Source organism: Megasphaera paucivorans (assembly GCF_900103535.1).
In the GTDB taxonomy this organism is placed as follows: domain Bacteria; phylum Bacillota; class Negativicutes; order Veillonellales; family Megasphaeraceae; genus Megasphaera_A; species Megasphaera_A paucivorans.
In genome coordinates, this window is sequence record NZ_FNHQ01000035.1 from 1 (window position 1) to 24,464 (window position 24,464).

The window sequence follows — 24,464 nt, forward strand, 5'->3', positions numbered from 1 at the left end:
TTCTGATTAATTCAAGACCACGAAAATGTTTAGGTTGGAAATCTGCTATTGAAGTCTTTTTACACGAACTGTCGCACTTGACTTGACAATTCGCCATATGAAAAAGCTATTTTCAGGGTCATTAAAAAGTACGGACTGGTTGCAGTTCGTACTTTTTTTGTAGTGCGCAGGGGTTCTTTGCTCCTTCTATATTTTTTATTCGATTTCGCTGTAAAAGGCGATAGCCTTTCCCAGAATTTTGAAGGTGTGGGTGTCGGCTGTGTCAAAGTAGATGGGTTTGTATTTCGGGTTTTCTGCCATGCATTGTATTTTTTCTCCGATATGGTATATACGCTTGAGGGTGGTGGTGTCGGCAATCAGGACGGCGGCGATTTCTCCGTCGTCTACGGTGTCCTGCTTACTGATGAAGACGATGTCGCCGTCTTTGATGCGGGCTTCGGCCATGCTGTCTCCTTCCATGCGCAGGGTGAGCTTGTCAAGGAATGGCCGAAACAGACAAACAAATATTGGCCATTATGATGCAAAAAAAGAAAAAACAACGATGTTGACGTTCTCTGGCGTAGCATAAGTAAGAAAGGAATCCCCCGATACGGATCTGTATCGGGGGATTTTGTGTGTGATTGCACTTTTTCTTCCGAATTAAAGAAATTTTATGTCTGGAAAAGTGCTAAAACGAGGAAAGGGCAATGTCTAACCTCTCCGTCTTCGGACGGAAATCATGTCCGAATCCACCTGATAGACAAACTAAGCGGTTCGCATACTTTTGTGCGTCACTACGTTCCTGCAAAAGCAGCTCTCTGTGTATCTCCTGACAAGAGCGGCTTTTAGGGCGCTGTGATTAAAAAAGATTCAGTTGACCTAGGCTCTCTTGTCAGGGGATAGGTACTGAGAAACCTATCTCATTTATATGAATTGACAAATGATAATAATTATTGTATAATGAGCTATAAACAATTGTTATTAATTAATATATATTGTTCAATAAATATTTATATTTATAACTTTTTATTATCTTTTTGATTTGTGAGGTGAGTATAATATGGACAAAGTTATATCGTTGGATACAGCTATGCAGCATATTAAGAGTGGTTCGACTATCATGATCGGTGGGTTTCTGGGTGTGGGAGTGCCGTTGCGATGCATCGAGAAGTTGATTGAAAAGGGACCTACAGATTTGACTATTATTTCTGTTGTGAGTGCCAGTCCGGCTGGTAATTTCGATATAGCTCCTTTGTTCCAGCACCGGATGGTGAAGAAATTGATTACCTCCCATGCCGGGACTTGTCCTGAAGCGATCCAGCAGTATAAAGCAGGAGAGATTGATATTGAATATCATCCCATGGGGAGTTTTATAGAAAAAATCAGAGCGGCAGGTGCCGGGTTAGGCGGCGTGTTATCTCCTACCGGCTTGGGTACTATTTTGGAAGAGGGCAAGCAAAAGATCGTTGTGGAGGATAAGACATATTTACTGGAAACGCCTCTTAAGGCGGATTTTGCCTTTATCAAGGGATTTCGAGGAGACCGGATGGGTAATGTGCAGTACCGCGGCGCAGCGATTAATAGTAATCCCGTAATGGCGACGGCTGCTGCGTATACGATAGCAGAAGTGAACGAGATCGTGGAGGTTGGAGAGATGGACCCCAACCAGGTAGGAACTCCGGGAATTTTTGTGGATGCTGTCGTACAGGGAAACAGTCTGGAGGAACAGCAGCAGGTTTTGGGTGATTTGTGGTACAAGGCCGGTTTCTTGAAAACGGTTACACCCGCAAAGGAGGAAGTATAATGAAGGATAAAGAACGTATTGCGCGGAGAGCGGCATTGGAATTGAAGGATGGAGAATATGTTAACCTTGGTTTCGGCATGCCGACGAGTGTTGCTAATTTTGTTCCTAAAGGCGTTGAAGTTATTTTACAGTCAGAAAACGGTTGTTTGTTATTTGGTGGGACACCGACAGTGGATACCTATGATTCGGATATCGCCAATGCAGGCGGACAGCCGATTACCTTAGTGAAGGGGTCCGCAATCTTTGACTCGACGACGGCATTTACCATGATCCGCGGCGGGCATATGGACGGGACCTTCCTGGGGGCACTGGAAGTAGATCAAGAGGGAAATATTGCCAACTGGGCATTGCCGGTGGCACCAGAACGATACTCGCCGGGACCGGGAGGCGCCATGGATCTGGTAGCGGGAGCCCGCAAGGTCGTTGCGATGTTGCTGCATACCAATAAGCAGGGAGAATCTAAAATAAAGAAACACTGCACGTTGCCGCTTACGGGTGCCGGAATCGTTGATATCATCATTACGGAACAAGCTGTGTTTACGGTACAGCCGAAGGGGCTGGTGCTGACGGAAATGGCAGCCGGAAAAACGGTAGAGGACATACGGAACATCACAGAAGCTGACTTTACCGTAGCGGAAAACGTAGGCGAATATCGTCTGGCGTAAAACCGTATCTGGTATACACGTCATGTAGGATAGGTGTATAAACGCTCCCAGAGATATAGGATATATCTCTGGGAGCGTTTTTGTATGGGGTGGATTGGGGATGCACTTTTGTTTTGATTTATTTATAGGTGTTTTTTTCTTTGAGGACGGTATTGTTTTTTAGTTTTTTTAGTCTAACACTAACTATCTTTGAAAATGACGCTCTATAGGTACAAATATGATAGAGGGTATTTTTGATCGGATTGGGTTTACTTTTTAAACTAGAACGAAATTAAAGTATATTAGTACTATAGGTGTAGTCGTAAATAAAATAAAACGAGCAGCAGAATTAAATCTATCGCTAAGGCTGTTTTGTGCAAAATAAACTACATTTGGTGTAGTATGAAACGTAAGGCAGGATATTGTTTGTTATACTATGACGAGGAGTAAGATAATAGATGGTGGAAAATTATTCAGGAATTGGTTCGGATATAGGGCGTGACAGGCTGTGAAAGTTAAAAATAGATGTGCAGGAGGGAATACTATATGCGATTTTGTAAATGGTTGAAAAAGATTTGTGTCATATCAGCAGTGGGAGTGGTGTTTGCCGGTGGAATGGCCGAGGCAAGGATGTCTGATGGAATGGAGCAGGTATCTTTAGGATTGTCTGGCGTGGAAAATGCTCGAGATATAGGCGGTTATGCGACTATGGATGGACGGCATGTACGGAAAGGGCTTTTGTTGCGAAGTGGAAAATTGGACAAGGCTACAAAATCCGATAAGGGAAAACTTCTTCAGGTTTATCAGCTTAAGGAAATTATTGATTTTCGCACGAGTACTGAGCGGTCACAGGCTATGGATCCTCAGCTGCCAGGGGTAAAGAATGTATGGTTAAAGATTCTGAACGAAGATGTTCAGAGTCATTCTAATACGATGATAGCCAATATGTTTCAGCCGCCAGCCAAAGGAACTCCGGAAGCAGATAATCCTGCATATGGAATGGTACAGGCTATCAAGGCAGGTGTGTATTCAACGCAAATGTATGTGCCCATTGTAACATCAGAATATTCACGTCATCAATACCGGGCATTCTTTCAGGAACTGCTGAAGCCTCGTGAAGGGGCTTTACTGTGGCATTGTACGGGAGGAAAGGATAGGACGGGAATCGCTGCGGTTTTGACTCTTTCAGCTCTTGGGGTTGATCGTGAGACGATTATTAGGGATTATCTTCTTACAAATGATTTTGATGCTTCGACAATCCAGTATATGCTGACCGAGGCGAATAAATTGACGAGAGATCCGCATGTACTGATAATCGTGCCAAAGCTGACCGGTGTCGATAGAGAAATTATTGAAAGCTTTTACACTGCTGTGGAGAAGGAATATGGTACGATGCATAATTTCCTGAAAAAGGGAATTGGTCTTACGGATAGGGATATTCAAGCGCTCCAGAGACGTTATTTGGAGTAGTTCTTTTTCGTGCACGGATAAGGAATAAAAGTTTTCTGATTATTAAAAATGTGCCCAGTCCATTGATAGAAATGCAGATTTTAGTGCAAGGGAGGATGATTGGCCGATATATCGTTTGTGGGGTTCATATTTTCAATCTGGCTTATCAATATAACAGGCGGCGTGAGATAAATAGTATTTTTCGTTAATGTAACGTGGGAGTTTTGTAAAAAACTTTATATAAGAGGTTGTAAAGTTTCATTAGAATGTGAGGGTGATGGAATATGAAAAATGGTCAAAATGCAAACACATTGACGCTGGAAGAAAAAATAAATTTATGCTCAGGAAAGGATTTTTGGTGTACGCAGGAAATCCCACGTCTGCATATTCAAGAGACAAGATTTAGCGATGGCCCGCATGGACTACGTAAACAGACCGGGCAGGCAGATCATTTGGGGACGAATCCGTCGTTAACCGCAATATGCTTTCCCTCCGGAGCCGCTTTGGCCGCCTCTTTTGATAGGGAACTTCTGGTAGAAATTGGGCAAACATTGGGCCGAGAATGTCAGGCTGAGGGGATAGATGTCCTGTTGGGCCCATCTATGAATATTAAGCGTTCACCACTTTGCGGTCGTAATTTTGAATATTTTTCCGAGGATCCATGCGTGACGGGAGAATTGGCGGCAGCCTATATTCAGGGACTGCAATCTAAACATATTGGTGCTTCTCCTAAACATTTTGCAGTGAATAATCAGGAAAATCAGCGGATGTACAGCTCGTCTGATGTTGATGAACGGACGCTGCGTGAGATTTATCTGCATGCATTTGAAACAGTGGTTGATAAAGCACAGCCATGGACAATCATGTGTTCATATAACCGGTTGAATGGGGTATATACTTCAGAAAATAAATGGCTTCTTCAAGATATATTGAGAAAAGAATGGGGTTTTGCAGGTTGTGTAATTTCTGATTGGGGCGCTGTGAGCAATCGTCCGTTGGGAATTTCAGCAGGAATGGATTTAGAAATGCCGGGAAATGGCGGTAAAAATAAGGAAGCCATTCAGACCGCGCTGCATAAAGGTGTACTTTTAGAAACAGAACTTGATACCTGTGCTGGACGAGTTGCTGCATTGGCACAGCGCTGTCATGAAAACCGAGTGACAGAGAAACAGGAAACTTGTTCTCTTGCACAAGATCATGAACGAGCCATTCGAGCTGCTGAACGCTGCATTGTTTTATTGAAAAACAGTCAGGTGTTGCCCTTACAGGCAAAAGAAAAAATATTGTTTGTAGGAGAATTTGTAGAGCATCCTCGGTATCAGGGAGGAGGCAGTTCGCATATTGCCGCTTTTCAGGTAGAGACTGTACTGGAACGGATCATGACGCATGAGACAAGTCATTATGTCAAGGGCTTCCGTGCTGCTAATGACCATCGGGAGGAACGTCTTTTAAAGGAAGCAGAGACTGCGGCTATGATGGCCGATAAAATTGTCGTATTTGCCGGATTACCGGAGTCCTATGAATCGGAGGGATATGACCGATCCCATATGCGTCTGCCAGCGGTACAGAATGAGCTTATTTTTCGTCTGACGGCTTTACATAAGCCGGTTATTGTAGTTCTGCAAAACGGGTCACCTGTTGAGATGCCGTGGGAGTCAGCGGTACAGGGTATCCTGGAATTGTACTTGGGTGGTGAAGGTGTCGGAGCGGCCATATGGAATATACTGTTTGGAAAAGCCAATCCGTCCGGACGACTGGCAGAAACATTTCCCCAGCGTTTGGAGGATATTCCGTCCTATCCAGGATATAGCGGGAATTCATATTCCATTCCGTATAGTGAAGGAATCTTTGTTGGTTATCGGTATTATGAAAAAAAGAAATTGTCTGTATTGTATCCCTTTGGCTATGGATTGAGTTATACCCAATTTGCCTATGGAAAACTGGTAGTGCGTCAAAAGAAGCAAGCCGTATCGGCCGCAAATTCTAAAGATGTTGTACTGACAGCAGAGATTACAGTGAAAAATATTGGAGATCGGGCAGGAAGAGAGGTTGTGCAGCTGTATATGGCGGATCAAACAGAAGTGGTACCGCATCCGGAAAAAGAGCTGCGCGATTTTGCCTGTATTTATTTGGAACCAGGAGAAAGTAAAAGTGTATGTTTTACGCTTACGGTGAGAGATTTTTGCTGGTATGATAGCTTTCAGCATACATGGTGGTTTGACAGCGGAAGCTATATGCTTGCAGTTGGAAAATCCTCTCAGAATCTGCTGTGCAAGGCCCTGATTTCGCTGATTAATGAGCAGGCAGATCATAGGCCGCCATGCTTCCCAATTAATCCCGATATGATGCTTGGAGATTTGCTGCAGCATTCATGGACAAAGCAATATACAGAAAAAGAAGTGTTGCCCTATGTGGAAAGACTTTTGGGCAGAGATAGAAATGCAAAAACGGAAAAGGTTTTTACTCAGATGGTCCGGTATTTGCCCATACGTGCTTTACGAAACTTTGGCGTCATGACGGATGTTGAGGTGATGCGAATAGTTGATGAAATACAGAAAATCTGCAGACAAAAAACATAGTCTGAGGTTGCAAAACTTTAATCCGGGAAGTTCGGGTATGACACTGGGGACACAAGCAGGAAGTGTGAGAAAATTCCATATAAAAGATCTGTTTATTTCCCTCATATACGCTGTTCTTGATGCAATCCTCTTTTAATTGGAACATTTTTTCTATATCGTCCTGCGTATTTATGACGATGGGACCGCCTCAGATCACGGGTTCGTGAGGCCGCCGCAACTTACATATTATAATTTAGATGTCATTATTTCCGTTGGCGACAGAGTAAAGTCTAGTTTTTTTGTAGAAAATGTAAAAAAGCAATAAAAGCGGACAGTACCTCCATGGGAGGTGCTGTCCGCTTTTATTGTCCTCTGCTTTATTTGTAGGTGGTTTTTTCTTTGAGGAAGGTATTGTTTTTTAGTTCGGAGAAGGCTTTTCTTAGTTCGTCCTGCGTATTCATGACGATGGGGCCGCCCCAGGCTACGGGTTCGTGAAGGGCGGTAGAGCTCATATACAGAACTTGCGCCGGGGTGTCTTCATTGTCGAGGGTGAGGGTGTTTCCGGCAGAGAGGTTGACGGCTGTTTTTTCTGCTATGGTTTCATTGCCGATGCGTATATTTCCTACCAGTGTAAAGAGTATCACCGACCGATACGCGTCGGTATCGAGCGTAAGGGTCGTATGAGGGTTCATATGGATGTCGTAGTAGTCGAGCGGCAGATAGCGGCTTTGATAGCCTGGGTGTTCGTTATATGAGCCTGCCAGGAGACGGAGTTTGCCGCAGGGTAAGGAGATTTCCGGAATGTCGGCCTGCTTGATGCTGTGATACATGGGGGGAGCCATTTTGTCCGCCGCGGGAAGGTTGAGCCATAGCTGCACGCCCAAGAGGTTCTTGACGGCGGGGACTTGTTCTTCGTGAAGAATGCCGGAGCCTGCGGTCATCCATTGTACTTCGCCGTCGGTAATGCTGTCTTCGTTGCCGAGGCTGTCTTTATGAACCATTTTCCCGTTGTAGACGTAGCTGATGGTTTCAATGCCCCGATGCGGGTGCAGGGGGAACCCGGCCGTGTATTCGTCGGGATTTTGACTGTCAAAGGAGTCCAGCATCAAAAACGGATCGAAGGGACCGACGGTACGGTTGTCCAAAACACGTACCAGATGTACACCGGCTCCATCGACGGTGCGGGCTCCTTGTATTTTCTGCAGGACTTGTCTTTCTTTTGTTTCCATCATATAACGCCTCCTATCGTATGGTCTGTATTCATGCTATGTGTAGCACTCCAAATCGGACTTCGGAAGTGCTGTGATGTATCTTCATTGTACAATGATTTTTTTGGGAAGTCTATGGGGAAGAGGAAGATGCAAGGGGAAAGATCTAACCTCGCCGTTTTTGGACGAGAAAAAAGGATATGAGAAAAGTGTTGTAGAATATAAATAGTATTAGGTATCATGTGTGCGGTATTGTAAGACAGGAGGTGCTTGCTGTGAGAAATCGAAAGGGTTGGAATGTATATGTGTGCGGCGTATTGAGCGGGTTTGTTTCTATTGGTTCGATTTGGTTTGTGGGTAAGTTTTTCGGGGCTTCTACTACGTTTGTCCGGTCTACAGGCATGATCGAGCAGATTTTTTCTCCGGATAGGGTAGCGAGTATGCCATATTTCTTAAAGGAGATGCCCGTGATTGATTGGCAATGGATGTTTGTCCTGGGGATCGCCGTGGGAGCTTGTATCGCAGCTTTTTTATACAAGGATTTTACGGTACAGTGGGTTCCCGGCCGGTGGGCGGCACGGTTTGGTTCGTCCGTATCGCGGCGGGCGGTTGCGGCATTTTTAGGCGGTGGTATTGCCATGTTTGGCGCACGGCTGGCAGATGGGTGCCCGAGCGGACATGGACTTAGCGGCGGCTTGCAGCTAGCGGTGAGCGGGTATATTGCGTTGGCTTGTTTCTTTATCGGCGGGTTGATTGCCGCTCGCTTGCTGTATGGGAAAAAGGGGGGATAGCATATGATGTTGGTATATGGTCTTATTACGGGCATTCTTTTTGGTTTCCTTTTGCAGCGCAGTCATGTTATCCGCTATGATGTGCAACTGGGGGCCTTGTTATTGAAGGATATGACGATCATGAAATTTATGTTGTCTCATATTGTGACGGCCATGATCGGTGTGTATGTATTGTATGATTTTCAACTGGTTGAGTTGTCGTTGAAGCCGACGATTTTAGGCGGCGTCGTGATTGGCGGTCTTATTTTTGGTGTCGGCTGGGCGCTGCTGGGGTATTGTCCCGGTACGTCTTTGGGGGCCTTGGGAGAAGGCCGGCTGGATGCTGTTTGGGGGATTGCCGGCATGCTGGTGGGAGCCGGATTATATGCAGAAGCCTATCCGTATTTGTCCAAGACGGTACTGACGTGGGGCAATTATGGGAAAATCACGATCCCCCAGGTCCTTGGCGTATCGCATTGGGTCGTTATTTTTTGCATGACGGTGTTTGTGGTACTATTGTTCCGCTGGTTTGAAAAGAAGGGGTTGTAAGAGAGAGGAACGATGTTTTTTTATCGTATTTCGCTGACAAGGTGGGATGGGTAGGAAGATTGGCAAGGACATGCATCGTGTATATACACCGAAATCCTGTAGGGGAATGACATATGTTGAAGTATGGCATAGTAGTTACATTTCCATGTCACACGTCCTCCTTGTATTGAATATTTTTGCAGAAACCCGTAATTTTCTTCAATATGATTACACGCCTGTCACATTGTTTTTACAACTTCTATTGAACATTTTTGCAGAAACCCGCAAATTTCTTTCATGCGATGCCGCTCTCCTATCCCACCATTTTTTAGGATAGGAGTGGTGGCTATTTAGATGCTGAAATTAGCCAATTAAAAACAGAATATCGTCAGAATTGTAAGGGGTATTGAAGAGAAAATGAGACGTATGTTATACTTAATTTATATGAGGAACAGTGTAAGGTATAAGAGGGCTGGGATAGGCCCTCTTTTGGTATCTGCCTGTTGTGTATTTGATTTTTTGCAGGCATGAGTATGCCGGAAGGAGTGTTGAAGCGGTGGAAATAAAAACATTGATGGCGATCATTATTTTCTTGGTTGCCTATGTGATGATCGTTTCTGAAAAAGTTCATCGCACGATTGTGGGTATTGTGGGGGGGATACTGGTCATCCTTTGCGGGATTTTGACGCAGGAGAGGGCTATCGGGTATATTGATTTCAACACCTTGGGACTTTTGATCGGGATGATGATCATTGTCAATATTACCAGTGAGACGGGGCTTTTTAATTTTCTGGCTATTTGGTCGGCAAAGAAGGTCAAAGCCAAGCCGGTGGCATTGCTGGTGATTTTGTCTACGCTTACCATGCTTTGTTCGGCTTTTTTGGATAATGTTACAACGGTGTTGTTTATCGTGCCGATCACGTTGAGTATTACAACACAGTTGCAGATGGAGGCCAAGCCCTTTTTGATTTCCCAGATTATTTCATCAAATATAGGCGGGACGGCGACATTGATCGGGGATCCGCCGAATATTATGATCGGCAGCGCGGTCGGATTGGATTTTATGGATTTTATCGGCAATGTCATGGGAATCAGCTTTTTTATTTTTGTTATCGTGATGGCTTTGTTGGTGGTGTTCTATCGGAAACAGCTGCGCACGATGCCGGTGCTGCAGGATCAGATCATGAAGCTGCAAGCGCGTAAGCAGATCAGTCAGCCGGGGCTGCTGAGAAAATGCTTGCTGGTTTTGGTTATTACGATTGCCTTTTTTATTTTCCATACGGCCCTTCATTTGGAAACGGCCACGGTTGCTCTTACGGGAGCCGGACTGTTATTGCTCATCAGCTGTACGCGGGATGAAGGAACGATCGTCAAGGTTCTGAGCAAGGTGGAATGGGCTACGATTTTCTTTTTCGCCGGATTGTTTGTTTTGGTAGGCGGGCTGGTGGAAACCGGCGTTATCCGCGATTTGGCCGTGAAAGCGATGCAGCTTACGCAGGGCAATCTGACGGCTGCGGCGATGCTGGTGCTTTGGATGAGTGCCATTGCGTCGGCCTTTGTAGATAATATTCCCTTTGTGGCGACGATGATACCGCTGATCAAGGATATGGGAAATCTGGGGATCACGCAGCTGGATCCGCTGTGGTGGTCGCTGGCCTTAGGTGCTTGCCTTGGCGGGAACGGAACCCTGATCGGAGCCAGTGCCAATGTCGTCGTTGCCTCGATGGCGGCTAAACGAGGAAAGCAGATCTCCTTTATCGGATATATGAAAATTGCGTTTCCCATAACGATTTTGTCCGTTCTCATTAGCAGCGTATACGTATACTGGCGGTATTTGTAGGATGGTAGAGGAAGACCTAATTTTTCTGCGTTATTCGATTCCGTTTCCATATACCTCTTGTTCATTACTGTTTGGGAGGGATATATATAGTATGACGGGTATTTTTATTTGTTGACTGATCCAGTTTTTTAATTTTTCTGCATCTGCTGGCGGTATTTGTTCTTTTACAGTGATAAAGGCAATAAAGGTTTGATACGTTATGGTTTGTTGTTCTGTTATGCTGGCAATCGAGCCGCCTTGGATGTTTATTATTTCCGGAAAGAGTGTAGGAGCTTGTTCTTTGAGAGCCAGAATAACTTTTTGATCGTTGATTGTTCGTCTGTAGTCCGGATAGTATTGATTGGCGAGTTCTTTATAGGATTTTCCATTATCATCTTTGGTTTCATTGCTTATTTTTGTGTTGATGATTTGCTGTATTTGTTCTTTGTTTAGTGAATCTCCACTATTGTCTTGTACGATTCGTAGTTCTGCATTGTCTAATTTGCTGTAGTGTTTCATAGATTTTTTTAGGTTGGTAATTTGGGTATTGGTTAGTGGCATGCCGATCAGGTCTATCGTGAGTATTCCATTATCAAATTGGTATGAGACAATGCTGGATGTATCAAAGTCAGCTTCCTTAGAAATAAATTTTTTTACTTGAGCGTCTGCTATGTTGGTATCTACGGATTGATAGGCCATATAGATGCTGGGGACAGTAATCAGAATTCCGATAATCCATAGAAGTGTTTGCTGCCGTTTAAAATGTTCTCGTCCAATTCCATCTTTTACAGGCACGCGCAGTATTTTGAAAATCAAAAAACTTGACAGCGCGATGAAGAAACCGTTGATAAAAAACAGGTAAATAGCTCCACCAAAAAAAATTTAAGGAGTGCATGGTAATGCCATAACCGGCTGTGCATAAAGGCGGCATAAGTGCGGTGGCAATTGCGACACCGGGTATGACGTTGCTTTTTTCTATTCTCGTATTTCCAACGGCTCCGGCAATACCCCCGCATAAGGCTATTAGTACATCCCAGATAGTGGGAGAGGTACGGGCGATTAATTCTGAAGAGGGAGTAGAAATAGGTGTGAGTGAAAAGTATATGGTTGAAGCAAGTAGTGCGAAACCGACTTGGAATCCTAGTTTAATAACGGATTGTTTAATAAACTGGATATCATATGTTGCCATTCCGTACCCGATGGCGACAATACCTCCCATGAGCGGGGATATGAGCATGGCTCCGATAATAACGGCAACGCTGTTCATATTTAATCCTACGCAGGCAATTAAAATAGCTGTTACTAAAATAACTAGATTGGGACCTTGTACTGTAGAGTCTTTTCCAATCCGATTGTATATTTCTTCCATGGAGGCACTGTCTTTTCTTAAGTCAAATAAGTCTGTCATCTTATCACCGCCTTATTCTTATTTCTGTATAATTGTATTATAGCATACCGCTGCATTATACAGTATATCCGGTGAATTATATGGAGAAAAAAGCTATGTGTGGTACACGTATTGAATGACAATCAGCATGTATATGGGATATGAAAATTGAAAGTAGAATTGGCAAAGAAAACTTATAAGGTGTTACGACGGTGTATTGCTAGAATAATGTGTGCTAATGGCATGGTATCTGTATATATAATAAAAAAATATGGGCATATTCATACGGAGTATGGCAGTGGATTTAAAATCATAAAAATAGAATTTGTCCGTTTCAAATTTTTAAAAAGCGTAAAAATGAATTATTTTTTATACATGCAGGTGTATTATTTTCTTATATTTTAATAAATTTCTTGTTTTTTTGCGTTTTATAGGAGTATAATAAAATATTTATGCTTATTTTGTTATAGTATCGAAATCTGCGATATATATATGGTATACTTAAAAGGTGCCATTTATTTTTTTTGTATCAATTTATTATGATAAAGGAGGGTATTATGGAAAAAATCAGAGTGGGCCTTTTTGGATTTGGCCGTACGGGAAAGCTTGTTGCAGAAGAGCTTATCCATGAGCCGAATATGGAGTTAGTTTGGGTTGTTAAAAAGTCACCGAATTCAGAACCGGCATTTGCTGGGCAGGTTTTGCGTCTTCATGTGGATGAGGGGCCTATATATAGTATTGATGACCTCTCTGAGACGTTTTTTAAGGAAAAGCCTGTGGATGTTATTGTGGATTTTTCGACGAGTACCGCGATTCGGTTGTACAAGGATTACATAGGCGAGTCTACCGCGGTGGTGTCGGCTATTTCACATTATGAACCGGATGATTTGGCACTTTTGACGTCGTGCAAGGAAAAGGCGGCCATATTGTATTCGCCGAATATAACGATAGGGATCAATTTGCTGATGATTATTTCCCAAGTATTGGAAAAAGTAACTCCTCATGCGGATATTGAGATCATAGAGGAGCATTTTAAGGAGAAGGAGAGCGTGTCCGGCACGGCTAAAAAGATAGCGGATATGCTGCGTTTGCCGCCGTCCTTGATTCATTCTATCCGCGTAGGGAAAACAATCGGCAAGCATATGGTTATTTTCGGTCTTCCCAATCAAACGATCCGTATCAGCCATGAGAGCACAAATCGGGCGGCTTTCGGTCAGGGCGCTATTTTTGCGATCAACCGCATTGTTCATCAGCAGCCGGGATTGTATAGCATGGAGCAGTTTCTTTTGAAGATGTTCCATGAAAATATACCGGTGTATTGATATCCGGGGAGGATGGCGTGCGGCAGTGTGCCGTATGGAGCGTATAGTTGAAAAATAGTATAAACGTGTTAGTGCGTAACGTGCTTCTCCTATGTCAGATATATCATTCTCTATGTAGGGAGGCACTTTTTTTAAATAAAGGCTTCTTACTATTTTTCTTTTCGAAAAAAATAGTATAATGGGAACATATAGTATAGATGGGGGTGATTGGTTGATGGATAGGTTTTCATGCAGTAATATCAACGATCCGGAAATGAGAAAAGAGTGTAAGAAACAAGTAGTATTAGAAGAATATGAGCGTTTATCGCCGGATTTATTGTTTGAAATTATTCGGCAGGATGGAGAAGAGGAATTGCATCGATCGACGAAGGCTTTGATTTATTCCGGAATCGCTGCGGGTATTGTTATTTCTTCTTCTTTTTTATTTAAAGCGGTTTTGATGGAGCATACGTCGTTTGTTTCTTGGGGAAATCTTATTGCTAGTCTGGGATATACCGTTGGATTTATTATTGTCATTTTGGGACGGATGCAGCTTTTTACCGAAAATACGATCACCACTGTTGTTCCTTTGTTTTATGAACGGTCAATGCGGAAATTTATTCAGGTGCTGCGTCTTTGGGGCATTGTTTTATTGTCTAATTTACTAGGTACCTGTCTGGCGGCGGCTTTTTTGTCGAATTCATTATTGGTTTCTGCCGATGTGGCGGTACAATTGCATGAGATCGCTGTCCATGTGGTCCATATGGTACCTATGGAAAATATAATTCGCGGTATTCCGGCGGGGATTTTGATTGCCGCTGTGGTGTGGATGATGCCGATGTCACGAAGTTTTAGCTTTTTTATGATTTTATTTTTTACGTATTTTATTTCATTAGGAGATTTTGCCCATATTGTTGTTGGTTCCTGTGAAATGGCATATGCTGTTTTTCATGGCGATGCGGGATTATATCAATATTTTTTTACTTTTTTACTGCCTACGGGTATTGGAAATATAATAGGAGGAACTTTTGTGTTTACGCTGCTTGTGTATGCACAGGTCAGCAGTGAATTATCAAATCATTGAGCGGGGTGTAGGGATTGTGCGGTCATGAAAGCACGGAAAAAGACGCAGCCGGCAGATTCTGCCGGCTGTGTCTTTTTTTTTTCATATGGGTATACATTTTTTACTGTTCCATTTTTGTTATCGATTCCAACCCATACAACCGCCTCGACCAGCGGAAGCACCGGGAGCGCCGGGAGCGCCGTATCCACAGTAGTACGATTGTCCGTTGCTATCAGCTGTACTATTTGCGGCAAAGCCGACTCCGATTCCCAAGGCCAGAATACCTGCGGCAACTAGGCCAATCAGTTTCTTTGAGAGTGTCATGTGTGTATCACCTCCCACCGCACATTATACCAGTGCAATAATTTTGGGCTTTGTATGTTCTGCTTTTGATAAGGAACGATCAAAGAGTTTCACGCCTACTAAGCCCAAGGCAAAGGCTGCGATCCCGCCTATGATTTCTGCTTGGGTTATATCATAGCCCCAAGAGAGGGCAGCGAATCTTCCGGCTAAGGCACCGACTAAGGCGGCCAGCAGCGGCATGATGAAGCAGATAAAGGCACCGATGACAATATTGGCATCCCGTACTTCAAATTCTACTTTTTGACCGAGTTTTGCATGCAGCGTATTTATGGCTGTGATCGTGATGTTTTCTGCACCCGGACAAGCGCCGCAAGCCATACAGTCAGAGTGTCTGCCGACTTTTACTTCGGCTAGATTATTATCCTTGATAGCGGTAATGGTTCCCACTTCTGTTTTCATAGAAATCACCTCATTCAACATTACTTATTAAATAAATACTAATTTTGTATACATTATAACATGAAAAATTAAATATACAAGATACTTCCTTCAAATCAATTGTAAATTTTTTGTTTCTTTTATCCTTTCATGGGTTTGGCGTGGTATTGGATACAAGTATATAGAGCGTTCGGATTAGTCCTTTAGCGAAGTGATGGGAACTACCATCACGCCATCTTTTCGCGTATATGCTATATGGGACATACCGCAAATAACACAAAGAATGGCTGGTTCATGTTCCTTCAGTATTTTCTTCATTGCTAGCAACTGTTCTGCCGCTTTATCAATTTGATTTGCCCCTAATTTAATTTCAAATGCGCCCCAGCGACCATCGGACAGTTCTACTACGGCATCGATTTCTTTATCCTTCTCATCTCGGTAATGAAATAGTTTGCCCCCGTTTGCTTCCGCATAAATTCTTAAATCACGTTCACATAATGATTCAAACAAAAATCCGAATGTATTTAAATCTTGAAGCAGCATCGTGGAATTAACTCCCAGTGCAGCTACTGCTAAAGAAGAATCGACATAGTGACGTTTCGGTGATTTTCCTACTCGGATGGAAGCGCGGATATGGGGACTAAAGGCAGGCTGATCTTCTAAAATAAAAAGTCGATGAAAGATATCCAAATAATTACTTACTGTATTTCGATCCATTGATTCATTATCATATTCTTGTATATCTTTTACAAGTTTTGTATTACTTGCAACCGTGCATTCGTTGCGCGCCAAAGATCGCAGCAACAGTATTGCTTTTTGATAGTCTCGCTGGATACCATCTACTTTATACATGTCTTCATACACTACAGTATCAAGATATGATTTTGTTAATTCTGTCGAAATTGGAGTTTCTACGTGTAAGCTTCCCGGCCATCCTCCCCGCACTGTTAGATCAATTAGATGACGTAAATTTACGTCTCCCGTAGCAACAGGTTGCAGCTTACCATCAAACAACGCTGCTAAAGATACTTGTCCGTTGGAATCTCCTGATTCATATAATGACATCGTTCGATTTTGAAAATTATTTGTGGGATCGCCCATATACACAACACTTTCGGCATGATTTAATGAAGTCCACGTTTTTCCACACCATTTAGGTCCTTCTATACAAAGTGCTCCAAACACCCTTTCGACTCCTGTTTTATGTTTATTTTATCTCATTCAGCAGTTTTCGCCAATTTCATTCAGCAATTTTCATATTATATAATCAGCGGTTTAAAATGTTACGTTACCATTCATGTATAGCCAGGTATCCCAGTAAAGGGTATCTTTGGTGAAAACGTATTCGTTTTTGGGGTTGGGAGAGAAAGAAAATACTACGTGAAGGGAGGAAACCACTATTTGTTAAGGGGAGAGAGTGTACTACGGTTGCAATAGCTGGGGGGAGTTTGCTACAATGGAGTTATAGGAGGGTATTGCCAATACGATTAAACGATCATTTTAAACTAAAAAAATTCTTTGTTAAACAGAAAGAAGGTATCTTATGAGTATTTTATTTTCTCCCCTATCCCTCGGTTCTATGACCGTCAAAAACAGATTTGTGCGATCCGCTACACAGGATTGGCTGGGCGATGAGAACGGGTATTTGACAGCGCGTTCGTATGCGTTTTACGAAGAATTAGCTAAAAATGATGTAGGGCTCATTGTGACGGCGCATTCGTATGTGGAATATCCGAGAGGAAAAGCGTCACCGAAACAAAATGCCGTGTATGATGATTCTTTTATAGAAGGGTATGCTACATTGGCGGAAATCGTTCATGCGTATGGAGCAAAGGTCGTCCTTCAGGTCTCTCATGCCGGTGTGCAGACGACGCTGGAAACGACGCATGGGGTTGCACCGGCAGAAACCAATGCGCTGACCGAGGCGGAGATACAGGAAATCATCCGCTGCTATGCGCAGGCTGTCCGTCGGGCTCAGATGGCTGGGTGTGATGGGGTACAGCTGCATTTAGCTCATGGATATTTATTATCTCGGTTCCTGTCTCCGCAGTCGAACCTTCGGACCGATCAGTGGGGAGGCTCGGTGGAAAATCGCCTGCGCATCGTTACCGAAATAGTCCATCAATCCCGGCAGTGGGTAGGAGAGGATTTCCCGATTATGGTCAAGCTGAATTCTTCGGGTGGCTTTTTGGGTACGGCGGCTATTCCTATTCAGGATGTCGTGGAAATTGCCGTCCGGCTGGAACAGCTCGGCATATGTGCTATCGAGGTAAGCGGCGGTGTCACATCGGAACCTAAAAATTCCTTGTCTTGGCTCGGAATCACAACGGAAGAAAAAGAAGGATATTTTGCGGAAAATGCGAAAATGGTCAAGGACGCAGTCCATATCCCGGTGATCCTGGTCGGCGGCCTGCGTTCCCGGTCTGTGATGGAACAGGTTTTGGAAAGCCGGACGGCAGACATGGTCTCCATGAGCCGGTCTTTTGTACGGGAACCGGATCTGGTCCGCCGATTGGCACAGGGACAAGATAAAGCGGCTTGCATTTCCTGCAACCAATGCCGCAACATAGAAGGCATCGCCTGTCCGTTCGTTTAAAAACTGGCAGCGAGGAAGGTCCGTTGAACTAGGCAGACGATAGATCTGGGGGTATAGGGAAAATTTCCATAGGGGATAGGAGCGTGTCAACATGAATCAGGACGTATTGATTTTAATTGATATTCAGAACATGTATTTTGCCGAAGGCGCATATCCATTACATGAACCTGAAAAAGCAGCAGAAAAAGCGGCCATTCTATTAAAAAAATTCAGAGAGGAACAGAAACCGGTCATTCACGTCATGCATCGGTTTCCTGTTGGAGACCAGGCGGAAGGACGTTATCTGCTGGGATTTAATGAAGCGGTCCTGCCGCAAGCAGGGGAAACCATCATAGAAAAAGACTATCCCAGTGCCTTCTTGCAAACGGGACTGAAGGAAACATTAGATACACTCCACGCAGAGACGCTGGTAATTGCAGGCATGATGACCCATATGTGCATTGATACGACCGTGCGGGCAGCACAAAACTATGACTACAAGGTCACCGTAATAGATGATGCCTGTACCACGAAGGACCTGGTATGGAAAGGCGAAACGATTGATGCGAAAACCGTCCATAACAGTATTATGGCATCGTTGCAGGGAACATTTGCGACGGTAATGGGAATAGACAAATTCCTGCAGCAGAAATAAAGGATTGATGGAAACAAAACATGGATATATTACATAACGGCAGATGACCAGTACAGAGCGCTGGTCATCTGCCGTTATGCGATCGTGTTTTTATTATGACTTTGCCTAGTTTCTTTTCCAGGGTTGCTCGAGAGAGTTTTGCTGTGGTATTTCCGCCTTGGCCTATTTTAAAGGTCATCCCGGCGTTTACCATGTTCTCTCCGCCGCCCATGGATAGACCGGTACTTACCATGGTGTTTTCACTGGGGCGGTAAAACATGCCGATAGCTACAGCGTTGGTATTTTTATAGTTGCCATAGCCGACGGCAAAGTCCAATTTTTCGTCGGGATTTTTCGCTCATGCTGCGAATTTGTCAAAACTCGTCAAATTGAAGGAAGTTTGCCCACTTTCTGCCCACTAAAATTACAATGAAATCATCTCACCTTTACCGCCTGCCAATGTGTAGGCGGTTCTCTTTTATATTGTGGAATGTCAACTTTTATCAATAATACGTATGGCATGATTAATAACTTTTGAGTTATTGACATCATGATAACTTTAAAGTATACTTGTGATAGGAAAAGGGGGTAAATACTTGCATAAGATATTCTTTTACAAGGATAAAAGCGGCAATGAACCAGTCTTAGAGTATATGTATGAATTAGCAGATCGGAAAGACAAAGACAGCCGCATCAAACTTAACAAAATAAACGATTATATACAGGCTTTAAGCGTTTACGGTACACAATTAAGTGAAAACTACGTTAAGCATTTAGACGGGGACATATGGGAACTCCGGCCCATACGGAACAGGATACTGTTTGTAGGGTGGCAAAATGGCAGTTTTGTATTGCTGCATCATTTTATGAAAAAGTCCCAGAAAACACCACGGAAAGAAATAGATAAAGCCAAACGAGAATTGAATGATTTAATAGAAAGGGGTGTTACCTATGAAAAATAGTGCGATCGGTCATAGTTGGGAAGATGCAAGAAAAGAACTTTTTACCCCGGAAGAAAACGCCGCAAGTGATCTCCGAGTGGCATTGATTGGGGAACTTATACAGGCACGGCAGCAAAAGGGAATCAGCCAAAAGGAGTTAGAAAGATTAAGTGGCGTAAAACAGCCGATCATTGCGAGAATGGAAAAAGGCAGTACATCACCTAATTTGAATACGGTACTTAAAGTATTGGCACCGTTGGGCAAAACTCTTTATGTGGGAAACATCAAATAGAATATCCATCAAATGATAATCCGCATCAAAAAGGCCGGCAGTAATATGTCGGCTTATTATTTTTCTCCTGCGTATGTGTTGTAGAACTCCATTAATTGCCTTTTTAGGGCCTGTGTTATCTGTGGTATTAGGTCTGTGTTAAGTTTTTAGCATTTTTGCCGAAAGAACAGGATCCGGCTTTCAGAATCAAAAGCTTTTCCATGTTCTCCCGGTATCGTGTTACTTCATGCAATTTCAAAGCAGATCATGAAAAAAGTCAAATTTTCTGTATTTATTAAAAAAGTATTTGCCATACGGTCTGGCATTTTGAACGCTGCTTTTCGTTTGGTGGGGGGGGGACCGTCATTTAAAATGACACAATTACCGACACAAGCAGAAACACTTATAAGAATTTGTATAAATGAGGCAAATTATGTTCTACTATAATCGATTACACACTATAAAAACAATTTTTAAACTTATTGGTGGAGGCATAAAAGTAATCGATTTAGATAATATCGTTTATATTGAATGTTTTTCTCATATTCAGAAAGTGTATATGAAAGAGTCCATATATCGAAAAGAATATATACGATGTATAGAAATTAGAGAAAGTTTAAATGAACTGTTACGTGTATTTGAAAGAGTATCATTCGGTCAATTTGTTTCTCCGTATAAAGGATACATTATCAACTAGCAAAAAATAACACTAAGCAATCACTCCTCTGAAAAATTGTCCGGAAAAGTGTTGCCAATCCAATTTTGTCTGTCAAAAAAGAAAAATACGTAACAAAGTATAATTTTCACTAGTTAATGATTTAAAAATTGAGGAAAAGTTGTTATACTGTATACGAGAACTACACGTCACATTTTTTGCGGGGGATCAGGGTGAATGAGTATAAGAACTGTATTTTTGATTTAGCCGTGCGAGTTTCCAAAAGTCGGACGTTGCGAGCTATTCAGGATGGCTACCTGCTGATCATTCCGATCGTTGTTATTGATTCGTTTGTTTTGCTGTTTCTTTTTTTGCCCATTCCGGCATATCAAGCGGTTTTGAAGGATGCTTCTTTTACGTATGTGTATACCGGTTTGAAACTGGTTCATACGAGCTGTTCGGCATATTTTTCACTGCTTTTGAGCGGTGCCGTCGGCTGGGGAATTGCACGCAAATGGGGATTGCCGCTGTATCATGCACTTCTTTTGCCGGTGTTGTCGATTTGCTGTTTGTTTATTTTTACCGGGATCGGGACCGGACATTTTAATGTTTCTTATTTAGGGATGCGGGGCATGTTTTCTGCGTTGCTGGCGGCTATTATTGCTGGCCGGCTGTATGTGGTGTTGTTCCGCTATATGCCGACATATGATCAGGGATTTTCTCATCGCGTGCACGTGGATTTTCAGGCGATGGATAGTTTTCGATCGTTATTTCCCATGATTGGCGTTGTCACTTTTTGTGCAGTGGTGCACCAAGGATTTATCTATATGACGGGCGGATTTACGGCGCAGCAGACGGGAGACCTGATTATTTATTATCTGGTGACTTCGATGGCCGAAGAGAGCCGTCTGTTGGTGGGCAACCTGTATACTTTTTTGGTTCATATGTTATGGCTGATGGGGATACACGGACAGTATTCGCTGTATGTCATTACACAGAATTATTATTCTTCCTTGCTGCAGCAGAATATTGCTGCCGTGCAGATGGGATTGGAGCCTCGCTATATCATCAATAGCGCATTTAACAGTACGTATGTGTGTATGGGTGGGGCAGGTTCTGCACTGGCATTGGTGATTGCTATTTTTTATAAGAGCAGGGATAAGGAAATGCGTATGATTGCTAAGGCGGCTGCATTTCCTGTATTGTTTAACGTAAGCGAAATATTGAATTTCGGTATTCCTATTATTTTGAATCCTGTATTTGCGGTTCCGTTTGTGCTGGTGCCGCTGGTCAATTTTAATATTGCTTATTTTTTTACTGCGATTCATGTCCTGCCTGTTATTACCCGGCATCTTTCGTGGACGACGCCGCCTTTTCTGGATAGTTATATGGCGTCCGGGTCCTGGCGGGGACCGGTACTGCAGTTGGTTTTGCTGTGTGTGGATGTGTTACTATATATTCCGTTTGTTTCCTGGAACGAAAAGATAAAGCAGGCGCAGTTTATTGAACGGGTGCATCATCTGGAACAATATTTCCGTCAGCTGGAGCATGATGGCACTGCGCTGCAGCTGCATGCACTGGGGCGTGAATATCAGGCGACGGCGGTGACGCTGATGAAGGATCTGGTGCGTGATTTTCATTCAGAACGCATGTACGTGGTGTATCAGCCGCAGTTTGATGATCGGAGACGGTTTACGGGGGCAGAAGTATTGCTGCGCTGGAACCATGCTAAGGCGGGTTTTGTGTATCCGCCGCTGATTATTGCTTTGGCCCGGATCGGCCGGGTCATGGCGGAGCTGGATCAATTTGTTTTTGAGGAGGCTTGTGCGGCCATTTCCCGCTTAGAAAGAGTACTATGCGGGGCGTATACGATTTCGGTCAATGTAACTGCCGATTCCTTGCAGCATGCGGGCTTGGAACAGCAGATCCATCGGGCGCTGCAGAAATATAATGTGGCACCGAGTCGGCTGAGTATTGAAATTACCGAGCAGGAGGTCATGCATAATACGATACAGACGATTGCAAAAATCAGCCGACTTAAGGCGGAGGGACATCAGTTTTTGCTGGATGATTTCGGTATGGGGCATACGTCGGTTACCTATTTGAAGGAAAATCTGTTTGATGCGATCAAGCTGGATAGTACGATTACACGAGATGTACTGACGAATCGCAATCATCAGATCATTATCGCATCTATGGTTACGATGAGTAAGACACTTCACATGCAGGTGGTAGCGGAACATGTGGAAAACGCAGCCCAGCGGGATAAGCTGGAAGCGTTGGGATGTGATATTTTTCAGGGATATTTATACAGTAAGCCCGTGTCTCTTGAAGATATACTGGGTACGGTAAAAAAATGGCAGTGTGATATGGAAAATTGTCAGGCAAGAACGTGATATGCGATTTGAGTACGGAAGATTTTCTGCATGCGTAAGATGCGGTGTACATGGTCGTTATGACCGGTACGCCGCTTTTTTTTGTTTACGGAGGAAAAACAGAAAGATTAAATATATATGCACATATGTAGAATCAGAACGGACATGCCATTGTTATGAAGGTGTATACTGTGACTGCATAATGGAAATATAGTAACACTTTAATATGTAAATGTATATTATGATATTTGTTAATAAAATTACAAATCATTGTTTAATATTTTATGTTTAATTAATATTTCTATTGACATGTTTATAAAATAAGGTTAAAATACGAGTAAAATAAGACTAGTAGTATATGACTTATGTTTTTAGGGGTTATTATACTTATATGTTGCATATTCGTTCGTGGCGATCGTGATTAAAATAATAGTGTATATATAAAAAGCTTTATGTTTGTCTCTTATTTCAATATATTATTGGTTTAGTATATTTTTAAGAGACGTACGTATATAGCTTACTGTTTTTTGACATACTTGAGGCAATGAGAATATATGTGTGCTGACAGAAAGGGAAAAAGTCTCTATATATAGAAAACGGATACCTGATTTGCATTGGTTTTCTTAACAAGGGATAGGCGGATAGTGACGTGAGAAAATGAATACAACGCCTAGTTTGTTAGTTGGCTGCGGAGTGGGTTGAGCTTTTGTTTTATATTATTTTGCTGGATTGTGGAGTGAGTAGTTTCTTATATTTGCATATGATGGGGAAATGGGAATGGATCAATACCATGTATGAATAAAAGAAACACGAGTATTGTAGTTGGTGCAACATAAACAGCATTTCGTGAATAAATTAAAAAACAAATAGTATTATCGGGTATAATAATTAAAACTTATAAAGTTTTGTATGAATATATACTTATAAAATAATGAAAATAGTTTTTGTGGTAATTTCACTATGTTGTGTCGGTTACTAGCAGCTGTAGAAGGAACTGCGTGGATTTGCTGTTTTTTTATGCGAGACAAAGAGCAGAAATATTTTGTAACAGCTGTATGTATACTGACAGACAGTATAGAGAGAAGAGCCGCCTTCTCGCTTGGAAACAATTTTTTAATCAGATAGAAAATGCAAATCAAGGATGGTCCTGATTGTATCGATAGAATAGCACTTTTTTATTATTGTATCAGGAGTCTACAAGCATAGAGTACAATAAGTTGCTGTAAGTTGGCGGATTTCTTCTTACAAACTTATTATGGCAAAGGAGGAATATATATGAACAAGATTTTTAATGTGGTCTGGAGTAAAACTAAAAACTGCTGGATCGTCGTCTCGGAATTTGTAGCGACGGGAGGCGGAAAAGGCAAAAAAGTAAGGAGAAAAAAGAGCGGGGTGGTTACGGCAAGTATGGCCGCCATGTTTATGCTGTTCAATGCGGGAATCATTAATGCAGCGTTTCCCCCGGGACCTTTTTTTCCACTGCCTAGTTAATGTAAACTGCACAAACCAATAGTATGCATCACTGCAGTATTCATCAGCGTTTCGTAGTATAATAAGTGCATGAGTATGGTGGAAAACAGCTCAAAACTCTTGCACACAGGTGACGTAAAATGTATAAAACTCCTTCTAAACAACTTTCATTCGAAGATTTTAATCAACCCTTGGGATTACAAATGGATCCGAACAACCGTTGGATCAAGAAAGCAGAATTCATCCCGTGGAATCTGGTAGAAAAGAAATATAAAAAACTGTTCAAAGGATT

General features: G+C 42.7%; 23 protein-coding genes. 15 read left to right on the top strand and 8 right to left on the bottom strand.

The genetic code is table 11. The features are described from left to right. Nucleotides 1-195: 195 nt before the first annotated feature. Complete coding sequence (locus BLR11_RS11825; protein ID WP_091652351.1) at nt 196-459, bottom strand: LexA family protein; 264 nt, start codon at nt 457-459, stop codon at nt 196-198. A 580-nt stretch (nt 460-1,039) separates the two neighbouring features. On the opposite strand from BLR11_RS11825, the gene BLR11_RS11830 reads away from it, so the two are divergent. The 4 genes from BLR11_RS11830 (at nt 1,040) to BLR11_RS11845 (ending at nt 6,455) form a co-directional block, all read left to right on the top strand. Beyond that, the gene (locus BLR11_RS11830; protein WP_091652354.1) at nt 1,040-1,783 is read left to right on the top strand and encodes a CoA transferase subunit A; all 744 of its coding nucleotides are present in this window, start codon (nt 1,040-1,042) and stop codon (nt 1,781-1,783) included. Continuing rightward, complete coding sequence (locus BLR11_RS11835; protein ID WP_091652356.1) at nt 1,783-2,448, top strand: 3-oxoacid CoA-transferase subunit B; 666 nt, start codon at nt 1,783-1,785, stop codon at nt 2,446-2,448. Before BLR11_RS11830 ends, BLR11_RS11835 begins: the two co-directional genes overlap by 1 nt. Nucleotides 2,449-2,973: 525 nt before the next feature. Continuing rightward, on the top strand, nt 2,974-3,897 hold the full coding sequence (locus BLR11_RS11840) for a tyrosine-protein phosphatase (RefSeq protein ID WP_176762976.1): 924 nt from the start codon (nt 2,974-2,976) through the stop codon (nt 3,895-3,897). Nucleotides 3,898-4,160: 263 nt separating this feature from the next. Further along, complete coding sequence (locus tag BLR11_RS11845; RefSeq protein WP_091652362.1) at nt 4,161-6,455, top strand: glycoside hydrolase family 3 C-terminal domain-containing protein; 2,295 nt, start codon at nt 4,161-4,163, stop codon at nt 6,453-6,455. A 356-nt stretch (nt 6,456-6,811) separates the two neighbouring features. On the opposite strand, the gene BLR11_RS11850 is transcribed toward BLR11_RS11845, so the two are convergent. Further along, nucleotides 6,812-7,666 carry a pirin family protein gene (locus BLR11_RS11850; protein ID WP_218118800.1) on the bottom strand — a complete coding sequence of 285 codons (855 nt, stop codon included), beginning with the start codon at nt 7,664-7,666 and terminating at the stop codon, nt 6,812-6,814. A 251-nt stretch (nt 7,667-7,917) separates the two neighbouring features. Here BLR11_RS11850 and BLR11_RS11855 point away from each other — a divergent pair, with 251 nt between their 5' ends. From BLR11_RS11855 to BLR11_RS11865, 3 genes are all read left to right on the top strand, one after another. Beyond that, nucleotides 7,918-8,433, top strand: coding sequence for a YeeE/YedE thiosulfate transporter family protein (locus BLR11_RS11855; protein WP_091652365.1), 516 nt, complete (start codon nt 7,918-7,920; stop codon nt 8,431-8,433). Between the two features lie 3 nt (nt 8,434-8,436). Continuing rightward, on the top strand, nt 8,437-8,961 hold the full coding sequence (locus BLR11_RS11860; RefSeq protein WP_091652368.1) for a YeeE/YedE thiosulfate transporter family protein: 525 nt from the start codon (nt 8,437-8,439) through the stop codon (nt 8,959-8,961). Nucleotides 8,962-9,496: 535 nt separating this feature from the next. After that, nucleotides 9,497-10,780, top strand: a complete 1,284-nt coding sequence (locus tag BLR11_RS11865; RefSeq protein ID WP_245675158.1) for an ArsB/NhaD family transporter — start codon at nt 9,497-9,499, stop codon at nt 10,778-10,780. A gap of 30 nt (nt 10,781-10,810) precedes the next feature. On the opposite strand, the gene BLR11_RS14515 is transcribed toward BLR11_RS11865, so the two are convergent. Both BLR11_RS14515 and BLR11_RS14520 read right to left on the bottom strand, forming a co-directional pair. Beyond that, the gene (locus tag BLR11_RS14515; protein ID WP_245675159.1) at nt 10,811-11,575 is read right to left on the bottom strand and encodes a hypothetical protein; all 765 of its coding nucleotides are present in this window, start codon (nt 11,573-11,575) and stop codon (nt 10,811-10,813) included. Next, nucleotides 11,517-12,167, bottom strand: coding sequence for a DUF389 domain-containing protein (locus BLR11_RS14520; protein WP_245675160.1), 651 nt, complete (start codon nt 12,165-12,167; stop codon nt 11,517-11,519). Before BLR11_RS14520 ends, BLR11_RS14515 begins: the two co-directional genes overlap by 59 nt. A 536-nt stretch (nt 12,168-12,703) precedes the next feature. Between BLR11_RS14520 and BLR11_RS11875 the strand changes: the two genes are divergently transcribed. Together BLR11_RS11875 and BLR11_RS11880 are read left to right on the top strand one after the other, a co-directional pair. After that, nucleotides 12,704-13,468, top strand: coding sequence for a 4-hydroxy-tetrahydrodipicolinate reductase (locus BLR11_RS11875; protein WP_091652370.1), 765 nt, complete (start codon nt 12,704-12,706; stop codon nt 13,466-13,468). A 214-nt stretch (nt 13,469-13,682) separates the two neighbouring features. After that, a complete protein-coding gene (locus BLR11_RS11880; RefSeq protein WP_245675161.1) occupies nt 13,683-14,531 on the top strand; it encodes a formate/nitrite transporter family protein in 849 nt (282 codons plus the stop codon). Between the two features lie 117 nt (nt 14,532-14,648). Here BLR11_RS11880 and BLR11_RS14000 read toward each other — a convergent pair whose 3' ends face one another. The 3 genes from BLR11_RS14000 to BLR11_RS11895 form a co-directional block, all read right to left on the bottom strand. Next, nucleotides 14,649-14,834, bottom strand: coding sequence for a hypothetical protein (locus BLR11_RS14000; RefSeq protein WP_143006437.1), 186 nt, complete (start codon nt 14,832-14,834; stop codon nt 14,649-14,651). Between the two features lie 24 nt (nt 14,835-14,858). After that, nucleotides 14,859-15,272, bottom strand: coding sequence for a SoxR reducing system RseC family protein (locus BLR11_RS11890; protein ID WP_091652376.1), 414 nt, complete (start codon nt 15,270-15,272; stop codon nt 14,859-14,861). 174 nt (nt 15,273-15,446) lie between these two features. Beyond that, complete coding sequence (locus BLR11_RS11895; RefSeq protein WP_218118801.1) at nt 15,447-16,436, bottom strand: ATP-binding protein; 990 nt, start codon at nt 16,434-16,436, stop codon at nt 15,447-15,449. A 358-nt stretch (nt 16,437-16,794) separates the two neighbouring features. Here BLR11_RS11895 and BLR11_RS11900 point away from each other — a divergent pair, with 358 nt between their 5' ends. Both BLR11_RS11900 and BLR11_RS11905 read left to right on the top strand, forming a co-directional pair. After that, complete coding sequence (locus BLR11_RS11900) at nt 16,795-17,847, top strand: NADH:flavin oxidoreductase (protein WP_091652378.1); 1,053 nt, start codon at nt 16,795-16,797, stop codon at nt 17,845-17,847. Nucleotides 17,848-17,938: 91 nt separating this feature from the next. Further along, the gene (locus tag BLR11_RS11905) at nt 17,939-18,481 is read left to right on the top strand and encodes a cysteine hydrolase family protein (RefSeq protein WP_091652382.1); all 543 of its coding nucleotides are present in this window, start codon (nt 17,939-17,941) and stop codon (nt 18,479-18,481) included. A gap of 64 nt (nt 18,482-18,545) precedes the next feature. Here BLR11_RS11905 and BLR11_RS11910 read toward each other — a convergent pair whose 3' ends face one another. After that, nucleotides 18,546-18,797 (bottom strand): YadA C-terminal domain-containing protein, encoded by a 252-nt coding sequence (locus BLR11_RS11910; protein WP_091652385.1) that lies wholly within the window; start codon nt 18,795-18,797, stop codon nt 18,546-18,548. A gap of 259 nt (nt 18,798-19,056) precedes the next feature. On the opposite strand from BLR11_RS11910, the gene BLR11_RS11915 reads away from it, so the two are divergent. From BLR11_RS11915 to BLR11_RS11940, 4 genes are all read left to right on the top strand, one after another. Then, the gene (locus tag BLR11_RS11915) at nt 19,057-19,422 is read left to right on the top strand and encodes a type II toxin-antitoxin system RelE/ParE family toxin (protein WP_091652388.1); all 366 of its coding nucleotides are present in this window, start codon (nt 19,057-19,059) and stop codon (nt 19,420-19,422) included. Further along, the gene (locus BLR11_RS11920) at nt 19,412-19,693 is read left to right on the top strand and encodes a helix-turn-helix domain-containing protein (RefSeq protein WP_091652391.1); all 282 of its coding nucleotides are present in this window, start codon (nt 19,412-19,414) and stop codon (nt 19,691-19,693) included. Before BLR11_RS11915 ends, BLR11_RS11920 begins: the two co-directional genes overlap by 11 nt. A gap of 867 nt (nt 19,694-20,560) precedes the next feature. Continuing rightward, complete coding sequence (locus BLR11_RS11935) at nt 20,561-22,723, top strand: PTS sugar transporter subunit IIC/EAL domain-containing protein (RefSeq protein WP_176762977.1); 2,163 nt, start codon at nt 20,561-20,563, stop codon at nt 22,721-22,723. 1,254 nt (nt 22,724-23,977) lie between these two features. Then, entirely contained in the window at nt 23,978-24,193 is a 216-nt protein-coding gene (locus BLR11_RS11940) for an ESPR-type extended signal peptide-containing protein (protein ID WP_091652404.1), read from the top strand. Nucleotides 24,194-24,464: the final 271 nt, after the last annotated feature.

Coding starts and splice junctions, on each gene's coding strand:
- BLR11_RS11825 (WP_091652351.1), bottom strand. CDS start 459: ATGGAAGGAGACAGCATGGCCGAAGCCCGCATCAAAGACGGCGACATC.
- BLR11_RS11850 (WP_218118800.1), bottom strand. CDS start 7,666: ATGATGGAAACAAAAGAAAGACAAGTCCTGCAGAAAATACAAGGAGCC.
- BLR11_RS11905 (WP_091652382.1), top strand. CDS start 17,939: ATGAATCAGGACGTATTGATTTTAATTGATATTCAGAACATGTATTTT.
- BLR11_RS11845 (WP_091652362.1), top strand. CDS start 4,161: ATGAAAAATGGTCAAAATGCAAACACATTGACGCTGGAAGAAAAAATA.
- BLR11_RS11835 (WP_091652356.1), top strand. CDS start 1,783: ATGAAGGATAAAGAACGTATTGCGCGGAGAGCGGCATTGGAATTGAAG.
- BLR11_RS11900 (WP_091652378.1), top strand. CDS start 16,795: ATGAGTATTTTATTTTCTCCCCTATCCCTCGGTTCTATGACCGTCAAA.
- BLR11_RS11920 (WP_091652391.1), top strand. CDS start 19,412: ATGAAAAATAGTGCGATCGGTCATAGTTGGGAAGATGCAAGAAAAGAA.
- BLR11_RS14000 (WP_143006437.1), bottom strand. CDS start 14,834: ATGACACTCTCAAAGAAACTGATTGGCCTAGTTGCCGCAGGTATTCTG.
- BLR11_RS11860 (WP_091652368.1), top strand. CDS start 8,437: ATGATGTTGGTATATGGTCTTATTACGGGCATTCTTTTTGGTTTCCTT.
- BLR11_RS14520 (WP_245675160.1), bottom strand. CDS start 12,167: ATGACAGACTTATTTGACTTAAGAAAAGACAGTGCCTCCATGGAAGAA.
- BLR11_RS11940 (WP_091652404.1), top strand. CDS start 23,978: ATGAACAAGATTTTTAATGTGGTCTGGAGTAAAACTAAAAACTGCTGG.
- BLR11_RS11830 (WP_091652354.1), top strand. CDS start 1,040: ATGGACAAAGTTATATCGTTGGATACAGCTATGCAGCATATTAAGAGT.
- BLR11_RS11880 (WP_245675161.1), top strand. CDS start 13,683: ATGGATAGGTTTTCATGCAGTAATATCAACGATCCGGAAATGAGAAAA.
- BLR11_RS11875 (WP_091652370.1), top strand. CDS start 12,704: ATGGAAAAAATCAGAGTGGGCCTTTTTGGATTTGGCCGTACGGGAAAG.
- BLR11_RS11840 (WP_176762976.1), top strand. CDS start 2,974: ATGCGATTTTGTAAATGGTTGAAAAAGATTTGTGTCATATCAGCAGTG.
- BLR11_RS11890 (WP_091652376.1), bottom strand. CDS start 15,272: ATGAAAACAGAAGTGGGAACCATTACCGCTATCAAGGATAATAATCTA.